This is a genomic window from Sandarakinorhabdus sp. DWP1-3-1, assembly GCF_049896705.1.
GTDB lineage: Bacteria > Pseudomonadota > Alphaproteobacteria > Sphingomonadales > Sphingomonadaceae > Sandarakinorhabdus.
Window position 1 is genome coordinate 1,008,547 of sequence record NZ_JAFCUV010000001.1, and the last position, 25,788, is coordinate 1,034,334.

Here is a 25,788-nt window from a genome sequence, read left to right on the forward strand (position 1 = left end):
CCCGTCCGACGTCACGGCGCGGCTTTGCCGCGCCGCTTCACAGCCGCCCCGCCGCAACCGGCGAAGCAGCCGCCCGCCTCGCTACGCCGCCGCCGGAGCCCCGGCCCCGATGTACGCCATCCAATACTGGGCCAGCACCTCGCGCGGGCCGCCCTTGACCGCCTGCAGCGCCGTCGTCGCCCCGGCCTTGTCGCCCGAACGGGCCAGCGCCATGCCGAGGCGCAGGTTTGCCGTGGCCTGATCGACCGCCGCATTGCCGACAGCCTGGCGGTACAGCGTCGCCGCCTTGGCGAAATCGCCATAGCCGTAATAGGCATCGCCGGTGGCCAGCGCGAGCTTGCCGTTGGTCTTGATTTCCTTTTCGAGACCCGGGAGCGCCGCCTTGTCAGCTGCAACCTTGGAGTCGGCGCTGCGCTTCAATTCCGCGACCAACGGCTTCGAAGCGTTCAGCATGTTCTTCTTGATGCCTTCGTTGATGGCATATTGCGCCTCGCCCGGAAAACCGCGGCCGAGCGCCGTGTCGGCATATTCGACGAAATCGCGTTCGCCGTTGAGCGAGTTGGTCGCCGCCTGCAGGCGCATGAAATCGAGCGAGCCCTGATCGTCGAGCTGGAAGCTGTCGCGGGTGATGACCAGGGCGTCGCGCCAGTTGACGGCGTTCGGATAGGCGGTGACCAGCGCCAGCGCGGTCGGCTGCACCTGCGCCGGCAGCTTGCCGTCATAGGCGAAGGCCAGCGCCCGGCGATACCAGGCCTCGGGCACCGCCTGGCCGGCGGCTTTTTGCGCAGCGATGGCAGCGTTGAGCGTGTCGACAGCCTTGCTGTTCTGCTTCTGCGCCGCGTAAAGTTCCGAAAGCGCGACCTGGGCCTCGCCGTCGCCGGGATTCATCTTGACGAGTTCCTGGAAGGCCATCGTCGCGGCGTTGTAGTCCTTGCGGTTGAGCGCCAGCGACCCGACGGTGCGGTAGAACTTGCCTTGGTCGGCGGCAGGCACCTTGCCGGTGGCCAGCATCTTGGACAGCGTCTGCTCGGTGAGGGCATTGTCCTTGAGGCCGATCGCGGCGTTCAGCTTCAGCGACAGCGTAGTATAGGCATCGTCGTCGGCCGTCGGCGGCACGGCATCGAGTTCGTTGAGCTTGGCAAGGCCGCCGGCGTTGTCACCAGCCTGCATCAGCTTCTGCGCTTCCATCAGGGTCTTGGCATAGGGCTTCGACAGCTTCGGCGGCTTCGGCGCGGCGGGTGCCGGCGGGTCCTTGGCGAGCACCGGGCCGGCCGACAAGGCAACGCTGGCGAGCAGGGCGGCAGCAACGCTGCGCTTCAAGATCTTCATTGGTCAAACCTCCCAGGATGAACGTGCATCGGCTAGGCCATTGCCGCACCGCCGGTCAACATATCCCATCGGAAATGCGCCGTTTTGCAGATTCCGGATGCCGCAGCGGCCCTGAACGGCCATTGAACGATTGTCCCGCCGGGCCCGTTCCGCCCACGAAAAAGGCCGGCCCCGCGTGGCGGAACCGGCCTGATCCTTGCAAACAGATGCTCGCAAAAAGCAGTATCGCTAAGCGCGATCTTACTTCTTGGCAGCGTCCGCAGCGGCGTCGGCACCGGCCTTGACGGCATCGGCAGCCTGGTCGGCGCCGGCAGCAGCGGCGTCGGTGACGGCATCGGCACCGGCGGCGGCGGCGGCGCTGGTCGCGTCGGCCGGGGCAGCCATGGCATCGGCAGCCGGAGCGGTTGCCATTGCATCGGCAGCCGAGGTGGTGTCGGTCGTCGACATCGTCTCGGTGGTGGTGGTTTCCGTCGTCGTCGACGTCGTTTCGGCAGCCTTCTCACCGCAAGCGGCCAGCAGGCCGAGGCTGGCCACAGCCACCAGCGTCAGAGCAGTCTTCATATTGGAAATCTCCGTGATCATTACGCGCAGTCCTCGCGCAACTCGCCCATACAGAGAAACGCAGACGTTGCGAAGCGAAAGATTCAGGGGCATGGCAGGCCCGATGAACACCGCCATTTCACGCCATTTTGTGCGGTTCGGTCGCGCCGACGTCTCGGTGCTGATCGCGGTCTCGATCGCCGCCGGATTTGTCTTTCCACTGCTCGAGGGCCGATTCGGGCTGGCCGCGAACCTGGTTGCCAAGGGCCTGCCGGTGGCGGCGCTGGCCCTTGCGGCGGCGCTGCTGCCGGGCCAGCGCTGGCTGGCGGCGATCATGGCGGCCGGCGCCGCGGGTGACGTGCTGCTCGATGTGCCGGGGCTGTTCTACGTCGGCGCCGGTGCATTCGCCGTCGGCCATGTCATCGCCATCCTGTTCTACATGGGCCGGCGCCGGCCCGGCCTCGTCATCCCCGATCGGGTCGCGGCGCTGGCGCTGATCGGTTATGGCCTCGGCATGCCGCTGCTGGTGATGCCGGTCGGTGCTCCTGTCGGCGCGCTGATGCTCTATTCGGTGCTGCTCTGCGGCATGGCGACGGCGGCGCTGCTCAGCCGCTTCGCGCCGCGCTGGACCGGCCTCGGCGCGTTGCTGTTCGTCATTTCCGACACACTGCTGATCATGCGCATGGGCGGCTCGCTGGTCGGCGGCGCCGGCGTCCATGGCCTGCTGGTCTGGTACAGTTACTATCTCGGGCAACTGCTGATCTTTGCCGGCGTCGCGACGGCCGAGCGATGATCGAGGCGCTGAGCGGCCTGATCGAGCGCGGCGGCTATGCCGGCATCATCCTGCTCACCTTTCTGGAGACGATCTTTCCGCCGCTGCCGTCGGAGGTGTTCATGCCGCTGGCGGGCTTTGTCGCGGCGCGGGGTGAGCTCAGCCTGCCCGGCGTCATCGCCGCCGGCACGCTGGGATCGCTGGCCGGCGCCTGGTTCTGGTACGGCCTGGGCCGTGCCATCGGGCTGGAGCGGACCCGGCAACTGGTCGCACGCCACGGTCGCTGGCTGACGCTGCACCCTGCCGACATCGATCGCGGCACCGCCTGGTTCGATCGCTATGGCGGGCTGGTCGTGCTGTTCGGGCGCATGGTGCCGGCGATCCGGTCGATCGTCTCGGTGCCCGCCGGCATCGCCCATATGCCGGTCGGGCGTTTCCTGCTGCTGTCCGGGCTGGGCAGCCTGATCTGGACGACCCTGCTGATGACAGCGGGGTATCTGCTGGAGGCGCGTTATGCCGAGGTGGCGCGCTGGGCGTCACCGGGGTCGACGATCGTGGTCGGCGGGCTGGTGGCGGTCTATCTGTGGCGACTGGTGCGGTATCGGGCGTAACTGTCACCCCGGCGAAGGCCGGGGCCCATCAACCGCAATCGCGACTGCATGGGTGCATCCGTGCCGTAGCTCGTGGTATATGGGCCCCGGCCTTCGCCGGGGTGACAGATAAAGCTCAGTCCTCGGTCGCGGGGGTGCCGTCACCCGGCACGACGGCTGCCGCCTCGTCGCCAGCCGCTTCGTCATCCGCCGGGATCAGCGCCGCCGAGACGACATGCTCGCCCTTGCCGACGTCGAACAGCGTCACGCCCAGGGTCGAGCGGCCCTTGATGCCGACCTGGCCGACCATGGTGCGGATGAGCTTGGCCTGGTCGGTGACGAGCATCAGCTGGTCGCTGTCCTTTGCCGTGAAGCTGGCCACGACATCGCCGTTGCGGTCGCTTTCGCCGATGTTGCGGATGCCCTGGCCGCCGCGGCCCGACTGGCGATACTCGAATGCCGATGACCGCTTGCCGAAGCCTTTGGCGGTGACGGTCAGGATGAACTCCTCAGCCGCCGCAAACTGCGCCATTCGGGTTTCGGACAGGATGCGCTCGCCCGGCTCGGGCTTCCATGCCGCCGCCTTGAGATAATCCTCGCGCTCCTGTGGTGTCGCCGGAAAGGCCTTGAGGATCGACATGGAGATGACCTGATCGCCCGTGGCCAATGTCATGCCGCGCACGCCGGTGGAGGTGCGCGAGACGAATTCCCGCACATCGTCGACCGGGAAACGGATCGCCTTGCCGCTGCACGCCGCCAGGAACACATCGTCGGCCTCGTCGCACAGCGCCACCGCGATCAGCCTATCATCGTCGCCGTCCTCGAAGCGGATGGCGAGCTTGCCGGCGGTCGGCACGTTGGTGAAGGCATCCATGCTGTTGCGCCGGACATTGCCGTGCGCGGTTGCGAACATGACGTGCAGCCGGCCCCATTCGGCCTCGTCCTCGGGCAGCGGCAGCACGGTCGTGATCGTCTCGCCCTCGGCGAGCGGCAGCAGATTGTTGAGACTGCGCCCCTTGGCCTGCGGGCTGCCGACAGGCAGGCGCCAGACCTTTTGGCGATAGACCTTGCCGGCGCTGGAGAAGAACAGGACGGGGTTGTGCGTCGAGGTCACGAACAAGTTGGTGATCGCGTCCTCGTCCTTGGTCGCCATGCCCGACCGGCCCTTGCCGCCGCGACGTTGGGCACGATATTCGTTGAGGGCAACGCGCTTGATCCAGCCGCTGTGGGTCACGGTGACGACCATGTCCTCGCGCTCGATCAGGTCCTCGTCTTCCATGTCGTCGCCGGCGGCAACGATCTCGGACCGGCGCTTGGTCGAGAATTTGTCGGAGACTTCCTCGATCTCGGCGCGCAGCACGGCGTAAAGCTTCACCCGGTCGGCGAGGATCGACAGCAGTTCGCCGATGGTGCCGGCGAGTTCCTTCAACTCGTCGCCGATCTCCTCGCGTCCCAGCGCCGTCAGCTTCGACAGGCGCAGGTCGAGGATGGCCTTCACCTGGGCATCGCTCAGCCGGATGGTGGCGGCGTCGGCTTCGAATTCACCGGCTTCCACGAGCTCGAGATAGGGGCGAACTTCCTCGGCGTTCCAGTCGCGCGCCAGCAGTGTTTCGCGGGCGACGGCGGGGCTTGCCGAGCCACGGATGATGCGGACGACCTCGTCGAGATTGGCGACGGCGACCACCAGCCCGATCAACAGGTGCGCCCGCTCGCGCGCCTTGGCGAGTTCGAACTTCGACCGCCGGGTAATGACCTCCTCGCGGAACTGGACGAACGCCTGGATGATGTCGCGCAGGCCCATCAGTTCCGGGCGGCCGCCGCGGATCGCCAGCATGTTGATGCTGAACGTCTGCTGCGCCGGCGTGTGGCGATAGACCTGGTTGAGCACGACTTCGGGCGTCGCGTCGCGCTTCAGCTCCATGACGATCCGCACGCCTTCGCGGTTGGATTCGTCACGCAGGTCGGAAACGCCTTCGATACGCTTGTCCTTGACCGCCTCGGCGATCTTTTCAACGAGGGCGTTCTTGCCCTGCTGGTACGGAATTTCGGTCAGGACCAGGCTGCGCTTTTCGCCGCGGCCTTCCTCGACGATCCAGCGCGACCGCATGATGATGGTGCCGCGACCAGTCTCATAGGCAGTGCGCAGGCCACTGGTGGCGACGATAAAGGCGCCGGTGGGAAAATCGGGCGCCGGCAGGTGCTTCATCAGCTCTTCGACGCTGATCGTCTGGTCGTCGAGCCAGGCCCGCACGGCATCGATGACTTCGCCAAGGTTATGCGGCGGGATGTTGGTCGCCATGCCGACCGCAATGCCGCCGGCGCCGTTGACGAGCAGGTTGGGGAAGCGCGCCGGCAGGACGGCGGGCTCATGCTCCGAGCCGTCATAGTTGGCGATGAAGTCGACCGTGTCCTTGTCGATGTCGGCGAGCAGCGCCTCGGCCGAGCGCGCCAGCCGCGCCTCAGTATAGCGCATCGCCGCCGGGGCATCGGGATCCATCGAGCCGAAATTGCCCTGGCCGTCGATCAGCGGCAGCCGCAGCGACCAATCCTGGGTCATGCGGGCGAGCGCGTCATAGATCGAGCTGTCGCCGTGCGGGTGATATTTACCCATCACGTCGCCGACGATGCGCGCCGACTTGCGATAGGGCTTGCCGGCGGTAAAGCCGCTTTCGTGGGCACCCCAGAGGATGCGGCGATGCACCGGCTTCAGTCCGTCGCGCACATCGGGCAAGGCACGGGCGACGATGACCGACATGGCGTAATCGAGAAAGCTCGTCCGCATCTCGGTAACGATCGAGATCGGCTGAATATCGGGGGCGCCGGCTGGCGGCGGCGAAATCACGGAATCCATCGGGTTTTTTCAGGCCTTGTGAGCGCAAGAATGCAGGCTTGTCGCGTGCCTGTCATGATTAGGGGAATGCGCCGGGAAATGCCAGAGATTAGCGTGCGGCGCGCTGCCCGTCGTGACTTTCCCACCCCCAGGCGTTAGGGCATCGCGATGCCTGATCCCTTCACACGTTTTGCCCATTGGCTGTCCGCTGCCGAAGCCAGCGAGCCCAACGACCCCAACGCCTTTGCGCTGGCGACGGCGACGCCCGATGGCCGGCCGGCGGTTCGGGTCGTGCTGCTGAAATTCTGGGATGCGCGCGGCTTTGTCTTCTACACCAACCTCGATAGCCGCAAGGGCCGCGAGCTTGCCGCCAACCCGTTCGTGCATCTGGATTTCCACTGGAAGACGCAGCGCCGCCAGGTCCGCATCGACGGACGTGCCGAGCCGGTGCCCGATACCGAGGCCGACGCCTATTTCGCCAGCCGGCCGCGGGACTCCCAGCTCGGCGCCTGGGCCTCGGCGCAGTCCCGTCCCCTGCCCGACCGCGCCACCTTCGACGCTGGCCTCGCCGAATTGCGCGACCGCTTCGAGGGCCGCGATGTGCCGCGCCCGCCGCGCTGGTCGGGTTGGCGGGTCGTCCCCAACGCCATCGAATTCTGGCAGGACCGCGACAATCGCTTGCATGAACGCGAACTGTTCAGCCGCACCGACGACGGCTGGGAAACGGGGCTGCTGTACCCGTGACCGCCAGCCGCGCCTGGCTGACGCGATCGGCGGCGCTTGCCTCCGCCGGGGTCGCGACGACGCTGCTCGGACTGAAGGCCTGGGCGGCGCTCGAAACCGGCAGCGTTGCCATGCTCGGCAGCCTTGCCGACACCGCACTCGATCTGCTCGCCTCGCTGCTGACGCTGTTTGCCGTCGGCCTCGCCGCCCAGCCGGCCGATGACGACCACCGCTTCGGCCATGGCAAGGCCGAGGCGATCGCCGCGCTGATGCAGGTGCTGCTGATCCTCGGCTCGGCCGTCGCCATCATGTGGCGCGCCGTGGCGGCGTTCGGCGACACCGACCTGCCGCGGGCGCCCGCGGTCGGCATCGGCGTCTCGGTCGTCGGCATCGTCCTCACCCTGGCGCTGGTCGCCTGGCAGCGCAGCGTCGTGCGGCGCACAGGCTCGATCGCCATCGGGACGGATGCGCTCCATTATCAGAGCGACCTGCTGCTCAACATCACGGTCATCGCGGCCTTTGCGCTCGATGCCTATTTGGGCCTTCACGGCGCCGATGCCGTGTTCGGCATCATCATCGCGTTGTGGATCGGCTGGAGCGCGCTGCGATCGGCCCGGCGCGCCGTCGACATGCTGATGGACCGCGAATGGCCCGATGAGAAACGCCGTGAGCTCGCCGCCATTGCCATGGCCGTGCCGGGCGTCGAGGACATCCATGACCTGCGCACCCGATCGAGCGGCAATGTCGATTTCGTTCAGTTCCATGTCTGGCTCGCGCCGGAGATGACCGTCGCCGCGGCGCACGACATTGTCGACACGGTCGAGCAGCGCCTGGCCGAGACATTTCCGGAATCGGAATTCTTCATCCATATCGATCCACGCGGCCACCGCGACACCGCCGCCGACATTGCTGCCTGAAGGACCATGATGCGCCTGCCGTTCATCCAGATCGACGCCTTTGCCGATGCGCCGTTCACCGGCAATCCCGCTGCCGTGATGCCGCTGACCGAATGGCTACCCGACGCGACCCTGCAGGCGATCGCGGCAGAGAACAATCTGGCGGAGACGGCCTTTCTGGTGCCCTGCCCCGACCCCGAAACCGCGGATTTCGACCTGCGCTGGTTCACGCCGGGCGTCGAGGTGGCGCTGTGCGGCCATGCAACGCTGGCCAGCGGGCATCTGATCCTCGCGGCCCTGCCGGGGATGGCGGCGGTGCGCTTTTCGACGAAAAAGGCCGGCGTTCTGCTTGTCGCGCGGGCGGGCGACGGCTATGCCCTGTCACTGCCGGCCTGGGTTGCCGATGTGCCGGTGACCGGTGATCGCCTGGCAGCCTGCGGCGCAGCGCTGCGGGCACAGCCGACCGAGGTGCTGGCGCGCGGCCATGACTATTTCATCGCGGTGTTCGACAGCGCGTCCGACGTGCGCGCGCTCGACCCCGATTTCCGCGCCATCATCGACCTGCAGCGCGGCGCCGACATCATGGTCATCGCCACCGCCCCCGGCGGGCCCGGCGATGCCGATGTCGTCAGCCGCGTTTTCGTTCCCGAGGCCGGCGTCGACGAGGACAGCGTCACCGGCTCCGCCCATGCGATACTGACGCCCTATTGGGCGGCCCGGCTTGGCCGCTACGAGTTCACGGCGCACCAGGCCAGCAAGCGCGGCGGCGATCTCGGCTGCCGGCTCGATGGCAACCGCGCCGTACTCACCGGGAAATGCCGGACGGTGATCGAGGGCGAGTTCATCCTTGCCTGATCCCGCCGGCGCCCCCTACACCGCCGCCATGGCCCCTCGCCCGTTCCTGAAGATGCACGGTCTCGGCAACGACTTCATCGTGTTCGACGCCCGCGCCGAGCCGCTGGTGCTGACGACGGCGCAAGTCCGCGCGGTGTCCGATCGCCGCACCGGCATCGGCTGCGACCAGCTGGTCGTCGTCGAACCGAGCAGCATCGCCACCGTCCGCGCCCGTTTCTGGAACGGCGATGGCGAGGAAGTCGGCGCCTGTGGCAACGGCAGTCGCGCCGTCGCCGCACTGGTCGGTGGCGACGCCAGCATCGAGACCGCCGGCGGGCTGCTTACCGCCTCCGCCACAGCGGGTGGCGCCACGGTCGACATGGGGGCGCCACGCTTCGACTGGGACGCGATCCCGCTCGCCTACGCCATGGACACCCGCGACCTGCCGCTGGCCTGGGGGCCGCTCGCGCATCCAGGCGCCGCCAATGTCGGCAATCCACATGTGGTGTTCTTCGTGGACGATGCCGACACCATCGACCTTGCTACGCTAGGTCCCGAGATCGAGCATGACCCGGTGTTCCCGGAGCGCGTCAACGTCGGCGTCGCGTCGCTGCCGGCGCGCGATCGCATGGTGCTGCGCGTCTGGGAACGCGGCGCCGGGCTGACTCGCGCTTGCGGCACCGGTGCCGTCGCTGCGGTGGCGATCGCGCAGCGTCGCGGCCTCGCCGACGCCACCGTGGCCGTCACCCTGCCCGGCGGCGACCTGGTCATCAGCCGCGCCGCCGACGGCCACCTCCACATGGCCGGGCCGGCGGTCATCGCCTGGCGCGGCGAAATCGACCTGGAGCATTACCGATGAGCTGGCTCGACCGGTTGAAGACCGGGCTCACGCGGTCGACGAGCAAGCTTGGCGACAGCCTCGCGGGCCTTGCGACGGGTTCGCTGCCGCTCGACGACGATCGCCTCGATGCTATCGAGGAGGCGCTGATCGGCGCCGATCTCGGCCCCGCCGTCGCCGGCCGCATCCGCACCCGGCTCGCCGACGTCAAGTTCGCCAAGGGTATCGACGAAGCCGGATTGAAAGCCGCCGTCGCTGCCGAGGTTGCCGCCGTGCTGGCGCCTGTCGCCAAACCGCTCACCGTCACCGCCTTCCCGCGACCGCATGTCATCCTTGTCGTCGGCGTCAACGGCTCGGGCAAGACCACCACTATTGCCAAGCTGGCGCGGCGCTTCACCGAGCTCGACTACACGGTGATGCTGGCCGCCGGCGATACGTTTCGCGCCGCCGCCATCGCCCAGCTGCGGATCTGGGCGGACCGCATCGGCGTGCCGGTCATTTCCGGCGAGCAGGGCGCCGATGCCGCCGGCCTCGCCTATGAGGCGCTGCAAAGGGCCCGCGCCGCCGGCACCGATGTGCTGATCATCGACACCGCCGGGCGCCTGCAGAACAAGGCGGGGCTGATGGACGAGCTAGCGAAGATGCGCCGTGTCATCCAGAAACTGTCGCCGGCGGCGCCGCACGACACAGTGCTCGTCCTCGATGCCACCACGGGTCAGAATGCCCTCAGCCAGATCGAGGTATTTCGCGAGGTTGCCAAGATCACCGGGCTGGTCATGACCAAGCTCGACGGATCGGCCCGCGGCGGCATGCTGGTGGCGGCGGCGGAGAAGTTCCGCCTGCCGATCCACGCCATCGGCGTCGGCGAGGGCATGGACGACCTCCGCGCCTTTGAAGCCGATGACTTTGCGGCGGCCTTGACGGGCGACTGATCCAGCCAATCCGTCAGGTTGCGCGCTCCCCATGGCCGGACCACAAGGCCTACAAAGCCTTGAGGAAATACCCATGGATTTCAGCCTGCCGCCCGAACTGAGCGCCTATCTGGCGGAGCTCGACGCCTTCATCGAGGCCGAGATCAAGCCCATCGAACAGCGCGACGACAACATGCGCTTTTTCGACCACCGCCGCGAATATGCCCGCACCGATTGGGAGGCCGGCGGCCTGCCGAAACACGAATGGGAGGCGCTGCTTGCCGAGGCGCGCGACGTTGCCGACAAGGCCGGCCACTATCGTTTCGCCTGGCCGGAAAGCATGGGTGGCAAGGGCGGGAGCAACCTCGCCATGGCGGTCATCCGCGAGCATCTCGCGGCGAAAGGCCTGGGCCTCCACAACGACCTGCAGAACGAACATTCGATCGTCGGCAACAACCCCTTCATCCTGTTGTTCAAGGAATTCGCAACACCGGAGCAATATGCCCGGGATGGCGAGGCGGTGATGTCGGGCGCCATGCGCACGGTGTTCGGCCTGACCGAGCCTAACCATGGGTCGGACGCGACCTTCATGGAAACCCGCGCCGTGCCGCAAACCCGCGACGGCCAGGCCGGCTGGCTGATCAACGGCGAAAAGATGTGGTCGACCGGCATGCACGTCGCCACCCATGCGATGGTCTTCGCCCGCACCTCCGGCAAGGACGGCGACGCCAGCGGCATAACCTGCTTTATCGTGCCGGCGCATTCACCTGGCGTGAAGGTCGAGGAATATCTCTGGACCTTTAACATGCCGACCGACCACCCGCGGGTCAGCTTCACCGATGTCTGGGTGCCGGAGGATGCCTATTGGGGCCAGATCGACCGCGGGCTCGGTATCGGCCAGTCGTTTGTCCACCAGAACCGCATCCGCCAGGCGGCATCGTCGCTCGGCGCCGCGCATTTCTGCGTCGAGGAGTCGGTGAAATATGCGCGGACCCGCAAGCCGTTCGGCAAGCCGCTGTCCGACAACCAGGCGATCCAGTGGCCCCTGGTCGAGCTCGCCACCCAGATTGAGATGCTGCGGCTGCTGATCCGCAAGACCGCCTGGGACATGGACCGCATGGAGCACAAGCAGATCGAGCGGGAAATTTCCGACAAGGTCTCGATGTGCAATTATTGGGCGAACCGGCTGGTCTGCGAGGCCGCCGACCGCGCCATGCAGGTCCATGGCGGCATCGGCTATTCGCGGCACAAGCCGTTCGAGCACATCTATCGCCACCACCGCCGCTACCGCATCACGGAAGGGTCGGAAGAGATCCAGATGCGCAAGGTCGCGGCGTTCCTGTTCGGCTATCTCGGGCCGAAGCGGGCGCTGTACCCCCGCGACTGAGGCCGGTCGGCAAACCCGCGACCCGGCACGAGTTTAGAAACGGAAACGCAACAACATTCTGTAATCGTGACATATTTGCCACGTGGAGCGCCGGAGTGCGCGCTGCGGCACGGCAAGGCTTGCCCCCCGGAGTCCCGTCCCCTAGCCCTGCCCCCAACTACAAATAACAAAACCTTTGGGAGCATCATGAAGACAATTTTGTTGGCGTCCGCTTGCCTGTTTGCGTTGCCTGTCGCCGCTTTCGCCCAGACCACCCCGCCCGCTGAACCCGCAGTCGCCGCCGCCGAAGTCGCCCCGGCCGTCGATACCGCCGATGGCGAGATCATCGTCACCGCCACCCGCCGCAATACCACTTTGTCCAACGTGCCGATCGCGGTGTCCGCCGTCAGCCAGCAGTCGCTGCAGAATTCCGGCGCCAACGACATCCGCGCCCTCAACCAGCTCGCCCCGTCGCTGCTGGTGTCGTCCACCGGCAATGAAGCCAATGGCAGCGCCCGCATCCGCGGCATCGGCACCGTCGGCGACAACCCCGGCCTTGAATCCTCGGTCGCCGTCTTCATCGACGGCGTCTACCGCTCCCGCACCGGCGCCGGCCTCAACGAGCTCGGCGAGATCGACCGTATCGAGGTGCTGCGCGGTCCCCAGGGCACGCTGTTCGGCCGCAACGCCTCGGCCGGCCTCATCAACATCATCACAGCCGCGCCGTCGTTCACGCTTGGCGGCAATGCCGAAGCCACCTATGGCAACTACAACAACATCCGCGTCGCCGCCGGCATCACCGGGCCGATAATCGCCGACAAGCTCGCCGCCCGCATCGACGGCGTCTACAACAAGCGCGACGGTTTCTACACCGACGTCATTTCCGGCAACAAGGTCAACGACCGCGATCGCATCTTCGTCCGCGGCCAGCTGCTGTTCACCCCCACGGACGACATCAGCCTGCGCCTGATCGGTGACTATACCCACCGCGACGAAAACTGCTGCGGCGCCGTCTACACCTCGACCCGCGAAACCTTCGATCCCACCCCCGGCCAGCCCGGCGACCTCGCCGTTTCGCCGACCAACCGCATCGTCGACATCCTCTCCAGCCTCGGCAACGTCTTCCCGGGCGACCCGTACAGCCGCAACATCGCGGTTTCACCGGGCCGCAGCTATCGCAACACCACCACCGACTGGGGCGGCTCGGCCCAGCTCGACTGGAACCTGGGCGATGCCAAGCTGACGTCGATCACCGCCTACCGCGAGTACAAGGCCGGCGGCGCCGCCGACATCGACTATACCAACGTCGACCTCACCTACCGCGCCGACGACGGCAACAACTACCGCCGCTTCCGCACCTTCACCCAGGAAGTCCGCCTCCAGGGCTCCCTGTTCGACGATCGGCTCGACTGGCTGGTCGGCGGTTTCTACAGCCGTGAAAAGCTGCAGGTCGTCGACAATGCCAAGTTCGGCACCCAGTATGGCGCCTTCGCCGCCTGCCGTGTCGTCGCCAACGTCAACCCCGCCGCCGCCCTCCGCAACCCGGCTGCCCCGGGCTGCCTCAGCCCCACCGGCACCTTTGCCCTCAACAATGCGCTCGGCGCCGGCGCCGCGCCGATCATCGCCGGGCTCAACCGGCTCAGCACGCTCAACGATCTCGGCGACGTGCGGTCCGTCTACAACCAGGACAGCCAGAACTACGCCTTCTTCACCCACAACATCTTCAAGATCACCGATCGGCTCAGCCTGACGGTCGGCGCCCGCTACACCAAGGAGCGCAAGATCTTCTCGGCCGATTTCAACAACAACAACACCGTCTGCCCGGCGCAGCAGGCGGCGCTCGGGCCGCTGCTCGCCAATCCCGCCCTCGCGGCGCTGGCCGGCGGCATCATCACCCTGTCGTGCACCGGCAACAGCAGCACGGCGCTCAACGCCCTCGACCTCAACGACCGCTTCTCCGAAAGCCAGTGGACCGGCACCGGCGTCCTGTCATGGAAGCCCGTCGACGAGCTGCTCGTCTATGCCTCCTATGCCAAGGGCTACAAGGCCGGCGGTTATAACCTCGATCGCTCGGATCTCGGCTCGGCGCTGTTCCCGCGCTCCAATGCCGATGCCGCCGGGCTGCGGTTCGAACCCGAAACCGTCAACAGCTTCGAACTCGGCGCCAAGTTCCGCCAGGGTGGCTTCACGCTCAACCTTGCCGGCTTCCGCAGCGAATTCAGCAGCTTCCAGCTCAACACCTTCAACGGCACGGTGTTCGTCGTGCAGAACATCAACGGCTGCAGCAACAGCCTGAACGGCGGCGACCGCGACAACAGCGCCGCCACCGGCACCTGCACCGGCAAGACCCAGCCCGGCGTCATCTCCCAGGGTGTCGAGATCGAGGCCACGCTGCGCCCCGTCCGCGACATCAATGTCAGCCTGGGCTATACCTATGCCGACACCAAATATGCCCGCAACCTGGTGGGCAGCAAGGCCGGCGCCCCGCTCGATCCGGCGCTGTTCCTGCTGCCGGGCAACCGCATGTCGAACGCCCCGCAACACGTCGTCACCGCGTCCGCCGCCTTGACCCCGGCAATCGGCGACACCGGCCTCAGCGCGCTGTTCTATGCCGATACCCGCCTGACGTCGGAATACAACACCGGCTCCGACCTGTTCATCGAAAAGCAGCAGGACGGCTTTGTCACCGTCAACGCCCGCATCGGCCTGCGCGGCCCCAACGAACTCTGGGCGATCGAGCTCTGGGGCCAGAACGTCTTCAACGTGAACTACCAGCAGGTCGCGTTCAACACGCCGTTCCAGGGCGCCGGCTCGTCGCAGCAGGTCCAGGCCTTTGGCGGCACCGGCAACCAGCTGTTCTCCAGCTTCCTCGCCGAACCCCGCACCTGGGGCGCAACGATCCGCACGCGCTTCTAAGTCCTTGCGCCGGCGGTGAAAGCCGCCGGCGACTGGCTTCTTCTTGTCGGCTTTCGGAAAGAGCCTCCGGCGGCCGGGCCTGAGGCCCGGACCCCATTGTGAAGAGCTGCCGGAAATCCAACGAAAGTCTCGAAAGTCACTCACTTTCAGGGCGACGGCAATTGTAAAGTTCCGCCCCGTCATGCGCCACCCCTCACCAGCGCGAATCGCCGAGATATAACCGGTCCGGTTAGTGTAGGACAGCGGAGAAGCACCGCCAAGGAAGGGGCAAACCTGCGGCCCCGCCGCCCCACTTAGATAAGTCCGGTACCTTTCATGCTGACATGTCCGGTCACGCCAATCACGAAGTGGTCGATGACGGTGATGCCGATATGCCGGCCGGCTTCAACGATGACTCTCGTCATGACGACATCGTCGCGTGACGGGCTCGGGTCGCCACTCGGATGGTTGTGCGCAAGAATGAGTCCGACTGCGCCAACCTCAACCGCACGCTTGATGACCTCTCGAGGATAGACAGCTGCCTGATTGACGGTACCGATGCCATGCACTTCATCATGAACTAGTCGGTTGCGCGCATTCAGATATAGCACGCGAAACTGCTCGTGCGGCAGATGCGCCATTTCGCTGTGCAGATAGTCGACAGTATCACGAATATCGTCGACTTTAACGCGCGCCTCCAGCTTTCGTTTGAGAGAGGTACGCGTGGTCTGGCGGGTGAATGCGAGCGCTTCGGCTACACGATTATCGAGGCCCCATGACTGCAGTCTGGCGGGGGTGGCGGCAACAGCTGCGGCAAAGCTTCCAGCACGTTGAATTAGGTCGCTCGCAATCTTTGCGCTTTCGCGCCCAAGACCGTGAAGCGTCAATAATTGCGTCAACAATGCAACATCGTCACCGCGCATTGCCAGGGATTTTGGATCCCTGGCGAGCGTCACAGGCGGCCCCGCCGGTGGCGTGCGCGTTGGCGATGACTCGACAGTTACGGCTCCCGCTTTCCGGCGGCCTTCGATCAACGAACCCCAGAGCAGGGACAGCGCAACCGGATAAGACCAGAAGACCAGCAGATTTCCGTATGCGTCCCCGTGGACCGGCCCAGCCTTGAAGCGAGCGATATGAGTCAGAACGGCGGCCGCCTGAGAAGCTGCCGCAAAGATCGGCCAGCGGCGCTCCGAGCAGACGGCAAGCCACGTGAGAGCCGCCAATAGCATGGTGTCGACCGCCGCAATTCCAAGCTCGACATCGTTGAACATTTTCAACTGCACGAGTGGGGTGACGAGCGCAGCAGCCAGTAGCAGAGCGCCACCTTGGCGTTCAGGCCGTCCACCACGGGCGTAAGCCGCGGTGAGCGTGGCCAGGAATATTGCCAAAAAGGCGACCTGCGTCAGATGCATGCGCTCGCCTTGGTCAATTTATGCTGCCCGACTTTCGGCCACGACCTGCATGCCGGACTGCGCGTGATGACTGGGCTTGTCGACGAACCCGCCGAAATTTCGCGCGGGAATGCGCGCCTGCCGTCCGCTTTCGGCCAATGACGAATGGGCCTCGACGATCCGCCGGCGTGCTTCACCGAGCACCGACATTGCGGCAATAACCTGCTCAAACGCCGGTTGCCCGACAGCGGCAGAGACGTGTGTTTGCTGACGAGCAACGGGTAGGTAGCCGACGAGGCCTGCCGCACAGGCAATGGCGACGTCAATTGCTTCTTCGGTGGCAAGGAGATGCGAGGCAACACTACGAGCAACTTCAATCTTGTCAGACATGATGCATTCTTTCGTTAGTGGATTTACCCATTACGAAAATCAAGAAAACATCAGCATATCCAAACCTTGCAACGCCGAGATAAGCGCGCCTAGTGTCAGACTTGAGCTGGCGACCAGCACTGCCATCAACAACAGACGTCGCGTGACGGGTGACGCAGTCAAGAATTCGGATATATCGAGCCCCCTCGCAATTTCGCTGTACGCGCCGGTATTGTTTCCTTGGTCGACGATCGGATTTCCGGCATCACTGACATACCCGGAAAAGGGAGATTGTTCACGTTCTGTTTGAACCGTTTTGGCAGCGGAGCGATGGCTATCCTTGCCATATTGATGGCTTTGCCTGCCATCATCGCAACCGACGAATGGGACTGCCGGGCCGGTTTTCCAGTCTAGATGACGCGCGATGATGCGGGCAGCGTCATGACGGCTCGACGCGTCGAGTTGCCGACGCGTGTTCCTGACGATTCTTTCCACGCGGCACGGCGTAGTCCCAAGGCTGGCGGCGATTTCCCGTCCCGTTTTGCCGTCCAGTATCTGTGCAAAAATCGTACGCTGCTCCTGATCGAGCTCGCCCCGAAAAATACCGCGCTCCATTGCTGACCCCCAGCAGACGATTTGCGACCCCGATGCCAGTTTGAATATTGTTTTAGTTAACGCAAGTAAGAAAACTTGTGATTAATAAGACGTTACGATTCTCTTACGCCCAGGCCGAACGATAAGGTCACAAGGACCACTTCTGCACGAGGCATCCGGCTTAAATGAGCGGCCGGAAGGCCAGCCATAGCAATTGACTGCCCGCGTAGTAGCCCAGCGACACGCGAAGGGGTAAACCCATCTTCCAGTCAACTTCCACATCCCATAATGTGCAAACTGACGCGCGATGTGGAAGAACCGCCGATTGCAAGAGACAAGCCCCATGCCCGCCCGAGGCGCTTTGGTGGCGGAACGCGGGCACCCCCTCACCCGGCGCACTGGCGTGCGTCGCGCCTCTCTCGCAGGCGGGAGAGGTAAGTGGGTTGCCTTCTACGGCCCGTGCGGGTACACGCCGCATCAATCCCCAAATGGGGGCGACGCGTCCATGGATGCACGCTGGCCGGCGAGGTTTCGCCCGCCGGCGTAATTTCGTTTGGAGGGGTTGTCCCTTGCAATCGAGTGTAGAGTCCTTTGTTCGACAGTCTTTCCGATCGGCTTGGCAGCGTATTCGAAAAACTCCGTGGGCGCGGTGCGCTGACGGAGCTCGATGTGCGGGCGGCGATGCGGGAGGTGCGGATTGCGCTGCTGGAGGCCGATGTCGCGCTGTCGGTCGTCAAGACCTTCATCGACCAGGCGACGGAGCGGGCGATCGGGGCGGAGGTCATCCGGTCGGTCACGCCGGGGCAGCAGGTCGTCAAGATCGTCAACGATGCGCTGGTGGAGCTGCTCGGCGGCGGTGCTGATGGTGGCGGCGCTGACGAATTCGGGCTGAAGATCGATGTGACGCCGCCCGCCGTCATCATGATGGTCGGCCTGCAGGGTTCGGGCAAGACGACGACGACGGGCAAGCTCGGCAAATATCTGACCGAGAAGCACGGCAAGAAGGTGATGCTGGCGTCATTGGACGTCGCGCGGCCGGCGGCGCAGGAGCAGCTGCGCGTGCTGGGCGAACAGACCGGCGTGGCGACGCTGCCGATCATCGCCGGGCAGCAGCCGGTGGCGATTGCGGAGCGGGCGCGGCAGGCGGCGCGGTTGCAGGGTTTCGATGTCGTGCTGCTCGACACCGCGGGGCGATTGAACGTCGATACCGCGCTGATGGCGGAGATGGCGGCGATCGCCGGGGCGACGAAGCCCGACGAGATTTTGCTCGTCGTCGATGCGCTGACCGGCCAGGACGCGGTGAACGTGGCGAGCGCCTTCAAGGCCGAGGTCGCGCTGACCGGTGTCATCCTGACCCGCATGGACGGCGATTCCCGCGGCGGGGCGGCGCTGTCGATGCGCGCCATCACCGAGCGCCCGATCAAGTTTGCCGGCACGGGTGAAAAGCTCGACGCGCTGGAGGCGTTCGATCCGCAGCGCGTGGCGGGCCGCATCCTGGGCATGGGCGACATCGTCGGCCTGGTGGAGCGCGCGGCGGCGAATTTCGAGGAAGCCGAGGCCGAGAAGCTGGCGGCGAAGCTGGCCAAAGGCCAGTTCGACATGGAGGATTTGCGCAGCCAGCTGCGCCAGATGCAGAACATGGGCGGGCTGGGCGCGCTGGCGGGCATGTTGCCGGGCATGGGCGCCGCGAAGAAGGCGATGGCCGACGGCAAGGTCGACGACAAGGTGCTGGGGCGGATGGAGGCCGTTATCTGTGCGATGACGCCGAAGGAGCGCGCCAAGCCCGAGATCCTGACCGCCAAGCGCAAGATCCGCATCGCCAAGGGGTCGGGCACCACGGTGCAGGACGTCAACAAGGTCATCAAGATGCAGATGGACATGGCCACGGCCATGAAGAAGCTGAGGAAGATGGGCGGCATGAAGGGCATGGCCGCGATGATGGCCAAGATGGGCGGCGGCGGCGGCGGTCTTGGTGGCCTTGGCGGGCTGCTCGGCGGCGGCGGGATGCCCCCCGGTTTCGACAAATTCACCAAACGCTAGAAATCCCAATCACTCGAAATTAACGAAGGAAGACTGACAAATGGCACTCGCAATTCGCCTCGCCCGTGGTGGCATGAAGAAGCGTCCGTACTATCGCATCGTCGTCACGGATTCGCGCAACGCCCGCGACGGCAAGTTCATCGAGAAGATCGGCACGTACAACCCGCTGCTGCCCAAGGATTCGGCCGAGCGGATCAAGCTGGATACCGACCGTGCCTCGCATTGGCTCGGCGTCGGCGCCCAGCCTTCGGATCGCGTGGCGCGCTTCCTCGATGCCGCCGGCGTGCGCACCCGCGCCGCCAAGATCAACCTGAAGAAGGGTGAGCCGGGCGAAAAGGCCAAGGAACGCGCCCAGATCGCCATCGACAAGGAAGAAGCGGCCGTCGCCGCCGCCGCCAAGGCCGAAGTCGAAGCCAAGGAAGCCGCCGAGGCCGCTGCTGCTGCCGCCGCCGAAGCTGCTGCGGCGCCGGCCGTGGAAGAGGAAGCGCCTGCCGACGCCGCGCCGGATGCTGTCGAAGAGCCTGTGGCCGAAGACGCCGGTGTCGAAGCCGTCGCCGACGAAGAGCCCAAGGCCTGAGCCGTCGGCTGGTCCCTGCCGTCGCCGCAGCGCTTGCGGCGGCGATGGCGTGGACCGCCCTCGCCCATCTGCAGGCCAGCCCGCTGGCCATGCCCGACGACCCCGCCGTGATCGGCGTCGACCGCAAGCTGGCGGCGGCGCTGGCGTGCCTCGCCGCGGTGCCCGGCCTGTTGTGGGCCCGCACTCGCCAGGCGGTGGCCGTCGCGATCATGATGGGCATCGTCTATGCCGTGTCGGCGCGGCGGCTGGCGGGCACGCTCGATGCCGACGCCTGGCTGCTGGCGCCGATGTTCGCCGCGGCGTTATTCCTGTGGTGGCCGCGACTGGTTGAGGTGAAGCGTGATGGCTGATGTGACGCTCGCTGCGGTGGCCGGTGCCCATGGCATCACGGGCGAAGTGCGGCTGAAGCTGTTCGCACAGGGGCTGGAAAGCCTGACGGTGCACAAGGTGTTCACCGCCGGCGGCCGGACCCTGACGCTGAAGTCGATCCGCCCCGACAAGATCGGCGCGGTGGCGCGCTTTGCCGAGATCGGCGACCGGACGCAGGCCGAAAACCTGCGCGGGACCTTGCTGTCGGTGCCGCGCGAAACCCTGCCGCCGCTGGCGGAGGGCGAATATTATCATGCGGATATCATCGGTCTTTCGGTCGTCACCACAAGTGGCGAGCCCGTCGGCACGGTGACCGCGATCGAGAATTTCAACGCCGGCGATATCCTGGAAATCACCTTTCCCGATGGGAAGACGGTGATGGTTCCGTTCCGCGCGCCAGCGGTGCCCGAGGTCGGCGAGGTGGTCGTGGTCGACCTGGAGTGGCTTGCCTAGTATATACGGGGCGTGTATACATTGGCGATGGCGCGGACAAAGGTCTTCAAGTCGGGCAACAGCAACGCCGTGCGGTTTCCGGCGAGCTTTGCCGTCGAACCCGGCATGACTGTCGAGGTGCGCGAGGAACAGGGGCGCTGGATCGTGGAAGCCGTGCCGGACGTGCCGAAGAAGATCGACCTGACGGGAATCTGGGGAAGCATTCCGGGCATCAAGCCGATCGCCGGCGAAGACCGTGAGTTCGAGGAACGCGAGCTCGATTGGGGCGGCAAGCTGCTCAAGCGTGACTGAGCCGCGTTATCTTCTCGATACGAACATCTGCCTGTATCTGTTCGGCGCCGCCTCGTTGCCGTTGCAGGCGCGGGTGACGGCGTGCGCGCAAGGCGAGCTCGCGATCAGCGCGATCGTGCTGGCGGAATTGGTGGTCGGTATCGAGCGCTTCGACCGCAGCGCGTTGCCGATGCTTGACAACTTGCTGCGCATCGCCCCGGCGATGCCGTTCGACGATGCCGCGGCGAAGGCCTATGGGACATTGCCGTTCAAGCGGGCCAAGTCCGACCGGTTGATCGCGGCGCATGCCCTGGCACTGGGCGTGACCCTGGTGACCGCCAACCCGCGCGACTTTGCGGATGTGCCGGGCCTGCAAGTCGAAGACTGGACGCAGCCATGACCTGGGCCGCCATCGTCCTGACCCTTTACCCCGAAATGTTCCCCGGCACGCTCGGCCACAGCCTCGCCGGCCGGGCGCTCACCGATGGCCTCTGGTCCATCGACGCCCGCAACATCCGCGACTGGGCGACCGACAAGCATCGCAGCGTCGACGACACGCCGGCGGGCGGTGGCCCGGGCATGGTGCTGCGCGCCGACGTGGTGGCGGCAGCGGTCGATGGGGTGGCGAACGGCACCCCCGTCATCGCCCTCACCCCCCGCGGCGCCCCCCTCACCCAGCCCCGCGTCCGCGCGCTGGCCGCCGGTCCCGGCGTCACGCTGCTGTGCGGCCGTTTCGAGGGTTTCGACGAGCGCCTGTTCGAGGCGCGCGCCATCGAACAGCTCAGCATCGGCGACTATATCCTGTCGGGTGGCGAGGTTGCGGCGACGGTGCTGCTCGATGCTTGCGTCCGGCTGTTGCCCGGTGTAATGGGCGCGGCCTTGAGCGGTGTGGACGAAAGCTTCGAAACGGGGCTTCTCGAACATCCGCACTATACCAGGCCTCCCCTGTGGGAGGGACTGGCGATCCCCGAGGTGTTGCGATCGGGGGATCACGCAAAGATCGCCGCCTGGCGGTCGGAGCGGTCCGAACAGGACACACGGCTACGGCGGCCGGACCTTTGGCAGCGTCATTCCGACGCTGCGGGCCCACCGCCCTCTGGCGCGCGACGACAGAAGAAGGAGGAATGAGATGAATCTCATCCAGCAGATCGAAGCCGAAAATATCGCCAAGGCCGTTGCCGTCCGCGCCATCCCGCAGTTCCGCGCCGGCGACACGCTGCGCGTCGGCGTGAAGGTGGTCGAAGGCGAACGCACCCGCGTCCAGAATTACGAAGGCGTCTGCATCGCCCGCAGCAATTGCGGCATGGGGTCGTCGTTTACCGTCCGCAAGATTTCGTTCGGCGAAGGCGTCGAGCGCGTGTTCCCGCTGTACTCGCCGTCGATCGAGGCGATCGAAGTCGTCCGCCGCGGTGTCGTCCGCCGCGCCAAGCTCTATTATCTGCGCGGCCGTTCGGGCAAGTCGGCCCGCATCGTCGAAAAGCGCCTGCCGCGCCCGGAAAAGACCGAAGCATAACGGCGGCGCCATCGCGCATCGAAAGGGCCGCTCCGGGACACCGGGGCGGCCTTTTCGTTGATAACCCTAGGCCGCCGCCGCGCGCGGTCCGCCACGCCGGGCCACCGCCGTCCACCCGACAACCATCGCCGCGGCACCCGCTGCCAGCCCGAACGCCATCAGCGCCAGGAGCGGCAGGACTGCCAGGCTTTCGAACACCGCGCGCCAGGGCGTGCCGGCCGCAACGGTCTCGAAGCCGATGATCTGGACAACGATCACCAGCAGCGCCACCGCCCAGGGCCGGCCGTGGCGCGGATCGCGCTGCCACAGCCACAGCGCCACCAGCGCGGCGCACGCGCTGGCCAATTGCGCGGCCCAGCCGAACAGCGGAAAATCCTGCGGGCCGGCGATGATCAGGCCGGGCACCGTCTGGTTGATGACCCGGCCGAACACCGGGCTGACCAGCAGCAGCGCCGTCGACAGCATATAGCCGGCGTGCAGGCGCACATTGCGACGATGACGCAGCGCCATGGCGGCGGCGTAGAGCACGCCGGCGAACGCCAATATGTCCATATAGCCGAGCCTGGCGCCCCACAGGTCGTAGAACGGGTCACCGCCGCCGGTGCCGGCCGCCATCGAATGGAGCACGCCCATCGAGCCCGCGGCGAACAGCGGCATCACGACGAACATGGCCCGCCCCGACAGGCGGTGCAGCGCCATCCGGCCTCGGTGCGGCGTATAGCTCTGCGCCAGCAGCAGCAGCATCCAGAGCGAAGCCGTCAACCCATGCGCATGAAAGCCGGCCGGCGATGTCGCCAGCACGGTGAAGTAACTGCGCCAGAACGCAAACACCGTCGCGGCGATCAGGCCGATGATGAACAACCACGCGTGACGGTACGGCATGTCGTGTTGCCCCCTGTGTCCCCGGACGACATTTGCACCGAAATCGCGACGGATGTCATCCCCTGCACCAGGCCGTGAACTCATGACCGGAACGGCTGATACGGATGGACAGCCGCCGTTCGTGCGTCATCATGTTAGCGAGAGGGCAGCGTCGATCTGACGATAGGCCTCAGGTTGTCGTGCGCGCTCCTGGGCGATAAAGTTGGCGTGTCTTTCGGCGAAGTCAGCGACCTCTCGCAAGGTATCGGGGTAAGGCTCGCCGAGGCTCCAGAACAGAAACCCTCGTCGCACCAAGGCTTCGACTTTCTCCCACTGCTTTTCGTCGGTCTGCTTTGGCGGCTTGAACTTGCGTGTCAGCCCGATACTCGGTCCGCCGCACTCCGGACACGGAAGGACAGCAGCTTCTCGACTGCCGCGCTTGAAGCTCTTGCGACACCGAAAGCAAGCGTACGGGTGGAGGTAGTTCGACTGGACGGGGCCGCCCTTCTGAGCCGGTGGTGTCGTGAGTTCCTGAGCCATGCCGCTATTCTAACTGAGGGCTCGATGTCCGCTAGTGGGCGAAAGCGGCCGTCTAGGAGGTGTCCGTGTTGGAACCTGCTTAGTGCAGATCCGGCAGGTGAGATCCGATATCCATCTTCTCATGCAGTACGCGCACAATATCGATCACGTCTGATGTCTCGCGATACAGAATGAGATGCGAGCCAGCACGATGACGCCGATATCCGACCCGGACCTCGTCGTACTGTCGTCCGAGCTTTGGATTGGTGGCCACGGTGTCGATCGCTGCTTGTATCATGCGCAGATACGCCTCCGCCTGATCATCATCCCAGCGGTTCGAAGTGTATTCCCAGATGTTGTTAAGGTCGGCGCGCGCCAGCGGGGATAGGATGTAGCGGGTCACGCAGCAGAATGCTTCGCCCGCTTGGCGGCGATGAACGCGTCAAAATCGAAAGGCGTCGACTCGCCACTATTCTCGCCGGCGATCAGAGCCTCCCGAAGTGCCTGCACCCGGGACTCATGTTCCTCGAGCAGCCGTAGCCCCGCGCGGACAACATCACTTGTCGAGCTGTAGCGGCCGGTTGCGACCTGCCGCTGAGCGAAGCCCAGCATGTGGTCGCCTAAGCTCACGGAAGTGTTCTTAGCTGACATCGGGTGCAGCATCCTCTCTTATACCAAGGATTGGTATAGGGCCTCGAGGGCGCTTTGGCAATCAAACCACACCACGGCTTATGCCGTGCGAACTCCGCTTAGCGATGTTGGTGTCCGCAAAGGGACTGCCGCTATGGGGTGGAAAGCAGTCATTCCCACGGTGACAGAGGATCGGGCTTTTCGCGGCTTCGTGACTTCCAAGCGCTGACAGTCTCAACCGCGATACGCATCATGTTGTCAAAGTCCACGATCGATCCTGTCCAGGTTCGGTCTAGCGCTTCGTCGGTGCCGTCATTTGTGTCTATGGCTGTGGCGTGGACTGCTACCCTGTTGTTTTCGGGCGCATCTACCGAAATTTGGAAGCATTCGAAAGGTGGGTCTCCACCGGTGTAGAAGAACCTGGCGGGGGCATCCGCACATTCAGTACACAGCTGTGTGTCCAGAGCGGCGACCCACTTTTCTATGATAGGATCAATTTCCGCATAGCTCGACATGCGTACACTATCGCGAGGTCTGCCAGCGTCCGCAACTGGGCGAAAGCAGACCTGCCGGCTTTACGAGTCTACAACCTGGCTTTGCTGACCGGCCGACCCGGCCAACCGGCATGGAAGCTGGCTTGATCCTCGCGAAGCCCGGTTCATCGCGGGGGTCATGGTGGCGACGTGTCGGCGATGGATCCCCGCCTTCGCGGGGATGACGATCTGGTCGTATTGCAGCCGAGGTCAGCGCACGGCCTCTCCGGCAAGCAGTTCGTCGAGCTGCGCGAACTGTTCGCGCATGCCGTCGACCATCGCACTCTGCCCCTCCTCGAACGCGGCCTTGGTCGGGTACAGCTCGCTGTAGGTGACCAGCGTCCGGCCGTCGGTTTCGCTGAAGGTCACCGTCGTTACCGCGCCGTCCGGGCCTTCCTCGTTGGTCCAGACGATCCGCTCCCCCGGGATCACGTCGGTATAGGTGCCGAAAAACGCCATCGGCTCGGCGCCGTCGACGGCGAATTCGAGGCGATAGCCGCCACCGGTGCGGACATCCATGGTGCACGACAGCAGCGTCATGCCCAGCGATCGCGGCACCCACCATGTCCGGAACAGATCCGCCTGGCTCCAGGCCGCATAGACCAGCCGCGCCGGCGCATCGAAACTGCGCGTCACCACCAACTCCCGGTCGGACCGGCGCTCCACATTGGTGGTCGTGCCGCTGTCATTGCTGCTCATCTTGTGTCTCCCTGGCTTTCAAGTCCGCAACGATCGTATCCAGCGCGTCGAAGCGCGCCTCCCACAGCCGGCGACAGTCGTCGATCCACGCCGCCTCGGTTGCCATGCCGCGCGGGCCCAGCGTGCAGGTCCGCACCCGGCCGGTTTTCCGCGTCTCGACCAGCCCCGCGCGCTCGAGCACGCCGACATGTTTCTTCATCCCGGTCAGCGTCATCCGGAAGGTTCCGGCCAGGTCGGTGATCGAGGCGTCGGCACGCCCCAGCCGCTGCAGCACGCCGCGCCGCGTCGCGTCGGCGAGCGCCGCGAATGACAGATCGAGCTGATTGTCGGAACACTGAACCATATGGTTCAGTATTTAGTCCATTCGGTCACTGTCTGCAAGCTGTTCGCGATGCCGGGACCGGTTTCGGCGTGCTGGCGCCGGAGTCGCCACCGGCGGTCCCGCC

General features: G+C 65.6%; 30 protein-coding genes. 17 read left to right on the top strand and 13 right to left on the bottom strand.

Annotation, left to right across the window (positions count from 1 at the left end):
- Window positions 1-81: 81 nt before the first annotated feature.
- Both ACP7AI_RS04745 and ACP7AI_RS04750 read right to left on the bottom strand, forming a co-directional pair.
- Complete coding sequence (locus ACP7AI_RS04745) at window positions 82-1,329, bottom strand: tetratricopeptide repeat protein (RefSeq protein ID WP_426164657.1); 1,248 nt, start codon at window positions 1,327-1,329, stop codon at window positions 82-84.
- 240 nt (window positions 1,330-1,569) lie between these two features.
- A complete protein-coding gene (locus ACP7AI_RS04750) occupies window positions 1,570-1,890 on the bottom strand; it encodes a hypothetical protein (RefSeq protein WP_426164659.1) in 321 nt (106 codons plus the stop codon).
- Window positions 1,891-1,981: 91 nt separating this feature from the next.
- Here ACP7AI_RS04750 and ACP7AI_RS04755 point away from each other — a divergent pair, with 91 nt between their 5' ends.
- Both ACP7AI_RS04755 and ACP7AI_RS04760 read left to right on the top strand, forming a co-directional pair.
- Window positions 1,982-2,662 (top strand): lysoplasmalogenase family protein, encoded by a 681-nt coding sequence (locus tag ACP7AI_RS04755; protein WP_426164661.1) that lies wholly within the window; start codon window positions 1,982-1,984, stop codon window positions 2,660-2,662.
- Window positions 2,659-3,252, top strand: coding sequence for a DedA family protein (locus tag ACP7AI_RS04760; protein WP_426164663.1), 594 nt, complete (start codon window positions 2,659-2,661; stop codon window positions 3,250-3,252). The genes ACP7AI_RS04755 and ACP7AI_RS04760 overlap by 4 nt, the downstream gene beginning before the upstream one ends.
- A gap of 115 nt (window positions 3,253-3,367) precedes the next feature.
- On the opposite strand, the gene gyrA is transcribed toward ACP7AI_RS04760, so the two are convergent.
- Window positions 3,368-6,082 carry a DNA gyrase subunit A gene (gene gyrA, locus ACP7AI_RS04765; protein ID WP_426164665.1) on the bottom strand — a complete coding sequence of 905 codons (2,715 nt, stop codon included), beginning with the start codon at window positions 6,080-6,082 and terminating at the stop codon, window positions 3,368-3,370.
- A gap of 147 nt (window positions 6,083-6,229) precedes the next feature.
- On the opposite strand from gyrA, the gene pdxH reads away from it, so the two are divergent.
- From pdxH to ACP7AI_RS04800, 7 genes are all read left to right on the top strand, one after another.
- Entirely contained in the window at window positions 6,230-6,805 is a 576-nt protein-coding gene (gene pdxH / locus ACP7AI_RS04770; RefSeq protein ID WP_426164667.1) for a pyridoxamine 5'-phosphate oxidase, read from the top strand.
- Window positions 6,802-7,701, top strand: coding sequence for a cation diffusion facilitator family transporter (locus tag ACP7AI_RS04775; RefSeq protein ID WP_426164669.1), 900 nt, complete (start codon window positions 6,802-6,804; stop codon window positions 7,699-7,701). Before pdxH ends, ACP7AI_RS04775 begins: the two co-directional genes overlap by 4 nt.
- A gap of 6 nt (window positions 7,702-7,707) precedes the next feature.
- On the top strand, window positions 7,708-8,535 hold the full coding sequence (locus tag ACP7AI_RS04780; protein ID WP_426164671.1) for a PhzF family phenazine biosynthesis protein: 828 nt from the start codon (window positions 7,708-7,710) through the stop codon (window positions 8,533-8,535).
- A 28-nt stretch (window positions 8,536-8,563) separates the two neighbouring features.
- Window positions 8,564-9,373 (top strand): diaminopimelate epimerase, encoded by an 810-nt coding sequence (gene dapF, locus ACP7AI_RS04785; protein WP_426164673.1) that lies wholly within the window; start codon window positions 8,564-8,566, stop codon window positions 9,371-9,373.
- A complete protein-coding gene (gene ftsY / locus ACP7AI_RS04790; protein WP_426164675.1) occupies window positions 9,370-10,284 on the top strand; it encodes a signal recognition particle-docking protein FtsY in 915 nt (304 codons plus the stop codon). Before dapF ends, ftsY begins: the two co-directional genes overlap by 4 nt.
- A gap of 73 nt (window positions 10,285-10,357) precedes the next feature.
- Window positions 10,358-11,650, top strand: coding sequence for an acyl-CoA dehydrogenase family protein (locus ACP7AI_RS04795; RefSeq protein ID WP_426164677.1), 1,293 nt, complete (start codon window positions 10,358-10,360; stop codon window positions 11,648-11,650).
- 186 nt (window positions 11,651-11,836) lie between these two features.
- On the top strand, window positions 11,837-14,545 hold the full coding sequence (locus tag ACP7AI_RS04800) for a TonB-dependent receptor (protein WP_426164679.1): 2,709 nt from the start codon (window positions 11,837-11,839) through the stop codon (window positions 14,543-14,545).
- Between the two features lie 293 nt (window positions 14,546-14,838).
- Here ACP7AI_RS04800 and ACP7AI_RS04805 read toward each other — a convergent pair whose 3' ends face one another.
- The 3 genes from ACP7AI_RS04805 to ACP7AI_RS04815 are packed head-to-tail and all read right to left on the bottom strand — an operon-like array spanning window position 14,839 to window position 16,899.
- The gene (locus ACP7AI_RS04805; protein WP_426164681.1) at window positions 14,839-15,936 is read right to left on the bottom strand and encodes a JAB domain-containing protein; all 1,098 of its coding nucleotides are present in this window, start codon (window positions 15,934-15,936) and stop codon (window positions 14,839-14,841) included.
- Between the two features lie 18 nt (window positions 15,937-15,954).
- A complete protein-coding gene (locus ACP7AI_RS04810) occupies window positions 15,955-16,305 on the bottom strand; it encodes a hypothetical protein (protein WP_426164683.1) in 351 nt (116 codons plus the stop codon).
- Between the two features lie 39 nt (window positions 16,306-16,344).
- Window positions 16,345-16,899 (bottom strand): hypothetical protein, encoded by a 555-nt coding sequence (locus tag ACP7AI_RS04815; protein WP_426164685.1) that lies wholly within the window; start codon window positions 16,897-16,899, stop codon window positions 16,345-16,347.
- 570 nt (window positions 16,900-17,469) lie between these two features.
- Between ACP7AI_RS04815 and ffh the strand changes: the two genes are divergently transcribed.
- The 8 genes from ffh to rplS are packed head-to-tail and all read left to right on the top strand — an operon-like array spanning window position 17,470 to window position 22,100.
- Entirely contained in the window at window positions 17,470-18,918 is a 1,449-nt protein-coding gene (gene ffh, locus ACP7AI_RS04820) for a signal recognition particle protein (RefSeq protein ID WP_426164687.1), read from the top strand.
- A gap of 40 nt (window positions 18,919-18,958) precedes the next feature.
- Window positions 18,959-19,495, top strand: coding sequence for a 30S ribosomal protein S16 (rpsP, locus tag ACP7AI_RS04825; protein WP_426164689.1), 537 nt, complete (start codon window positions 18,959-18,961; stop codon window positions 19,493-19,495).
- Window positions 19,496-19,539: 44 nt separating this feature from the next.
- Entirely contained in the window at window positions 19,540-19,845 is a 306-nt protein-coding gene (locus ACP7AI_RS04830; protein WP_426164691.1) for a hypothetical protein, read from the top strand.
- Entirely contained in the window at window positions 19,838-20,317 is a 480-nt protein-coding gene (rimM, locus tag ACP7AI_RS04835; protein ID WP_426164693.1) for a ribosome maturation factor RimM, read from the top strand. The genes ACP7AI_RS04830 and rimM overlap by 8 nt, the downstream gene beginning before the upstream one ends.
- A 27-nt stretch (window positions 20,318-20,344) precedes the next feature.
- Window positions 20,345-20,608 carry an AbrB/MazE/SpoVT family DNA-binding domain-containing protein gene (locus tag ACP7AI_RS04840; protein WP_426164695.1) on the top strand — a complete coding sequence of 88 codons (264 nt, stop codon included), beginning with the start codon at window positions 20,345-20,347 and terminating at the stop codon, window positions 20,606-20,608.
- Window positions 20,601-20,987: a type II toxin-antitoxin system VapC family toxin gene (locus ACP7AI_RS04845; RefSeq protein WP_426164697.1), complete on the top strand. Its 387-nt coding sequence runs from the start codon at window positions 20,601-20,603 to the stop codon at window positions 20,985-20,987. Before ACP7AI_RS04840 ends, ACP7AI_RS04845 begins: the two co-directional genes overlap by 8 nt.
- On the top strand, window positions 20,984-21,715 hold the full coding sequence (gene trmD, locus ACP7AI_RS04850) for a tRNA (guanosine(37)-N1)-methyltransferase TrmD (protein WP_426164699.1): 732 nt from the start codon (window positions 20,984-20,986) through the stop codon (window positions 21,713-21,715). Before ACP7AI_RS04845 ends, trmD begins: the two co-directional genes overlap by 4 nt.
- A gap of 1 nt (window position 21,716) precedes the next feature.
- Window positions 21,717-22,100, top strand: a complete 384-nt coding sequence (rplS, locus tag ACP7AI_RS04855; protein ID WP_426164701.1) for a 50S ribosomal protein L19 — start codon at window positions 21,717-21,719, stop codon at window positions 22,098-22,100.
- Between the two features lie 66 nt (window positions 22,101-22,166).
- Here rplS and ACP7AI_RS04860 read toward each other — a convergent pair whose 3' ends face one another.
- From ACP7AI_RS04860 to ACP7AI_RS04890, 7 genes are all read right to left on the bottom strand, one after another.
- On the bottom strand, window positions 22,167-22,982 hold the full coding sequence (locus tag ACP7AI_RS04860; RefSeq protein ID WP_426164703.1) for a hypothetical protein: 816 nt from the start codon (window positions 22,980-22,982) through the stop codon (window positions 22,167-22,169).
- A 129-nt stretch (window positions 22,983-23,111) separates the two neighbouring features.
- Window positions 23,112-23,501, bottom strand: a complete 390-nt coding sequence (locus ACP7AI_RS04865) for a hypothetical protein (RefSeq protein ID WP_426164705.1) — start codon at window positions 23,499-23,501, stop codon at window positions 23,112-23,114.
- A 79-nt stretch (window positions 23,502-23,580) separates the two neighbouring features.
- A complete protein-coding gene (locus ACP7AI_RS04870; RefSeq protein ID WP_426164707.1) occupies window positions 23,581-23,883 on the bottom strand; it encodes a type II toxin-antitoxin system RelE/ParE family toxin in 303 nt (100 codons plus the stop codon).
- A complete protein-coding gene (locus ACP7AI_RS04875) occupies window positions 23,880-24,143 on the bottom strand; it encodes a type II toxin-antitoxin system ParD family antitoxin (protein ID WP_426164710.1) in 264 nt (87 codons plus the stop codon). The genes ACP7AI_RS04870 and ACP7AI_RS04875 overlap by 4 nt, the downstream gene beginning before the upstream one ends.
- A 137-nt stretch (window positions 24,144-24,280) precedes the next feature.
- On the bottom strand, window positions 24,281-24,625 hold the full coding sequence (locus ACP7AI_RS04880; protein ID WP_426164712.1) for a hypothetical protein: 345 nt from the start codon (window positions 24,623-24,625) through the stop codon (window positions 24,281-24,283).
- A gap of 228 nt (window positions 24,626-24,853) precedes the next feature.
- Window positions 24,854-25,342: an SRPBCC domain-containing protein gene (locus tag ACP7AI_RS04885; RefSeq protein WP_426164714.1), complete on the bottom strand. Its 489-nt coding sequence runs from the start codon at window positions 25,340-25,342 to the stop codon at window positions 24,854-24,856.
- Window positions 25,329-25,685: an ArsR/SmtB family transcription factor gene (locus ACP7AI_RS04890; RefSeq protein ID WP_426164716.1), complete on the bottom strand. Its 357-nt coding sequence runs from the start codon at window positions 25,683-25,685 to the stop codon at window positions 25,329-25,331. Before ACP7AI_RS04890 ends, ACP7AI_RS04885 begins: the two co-directional genes overlap by 14 nt.
- Window positions 25,686-25,788: the final 103 nt, after the last annotated feature.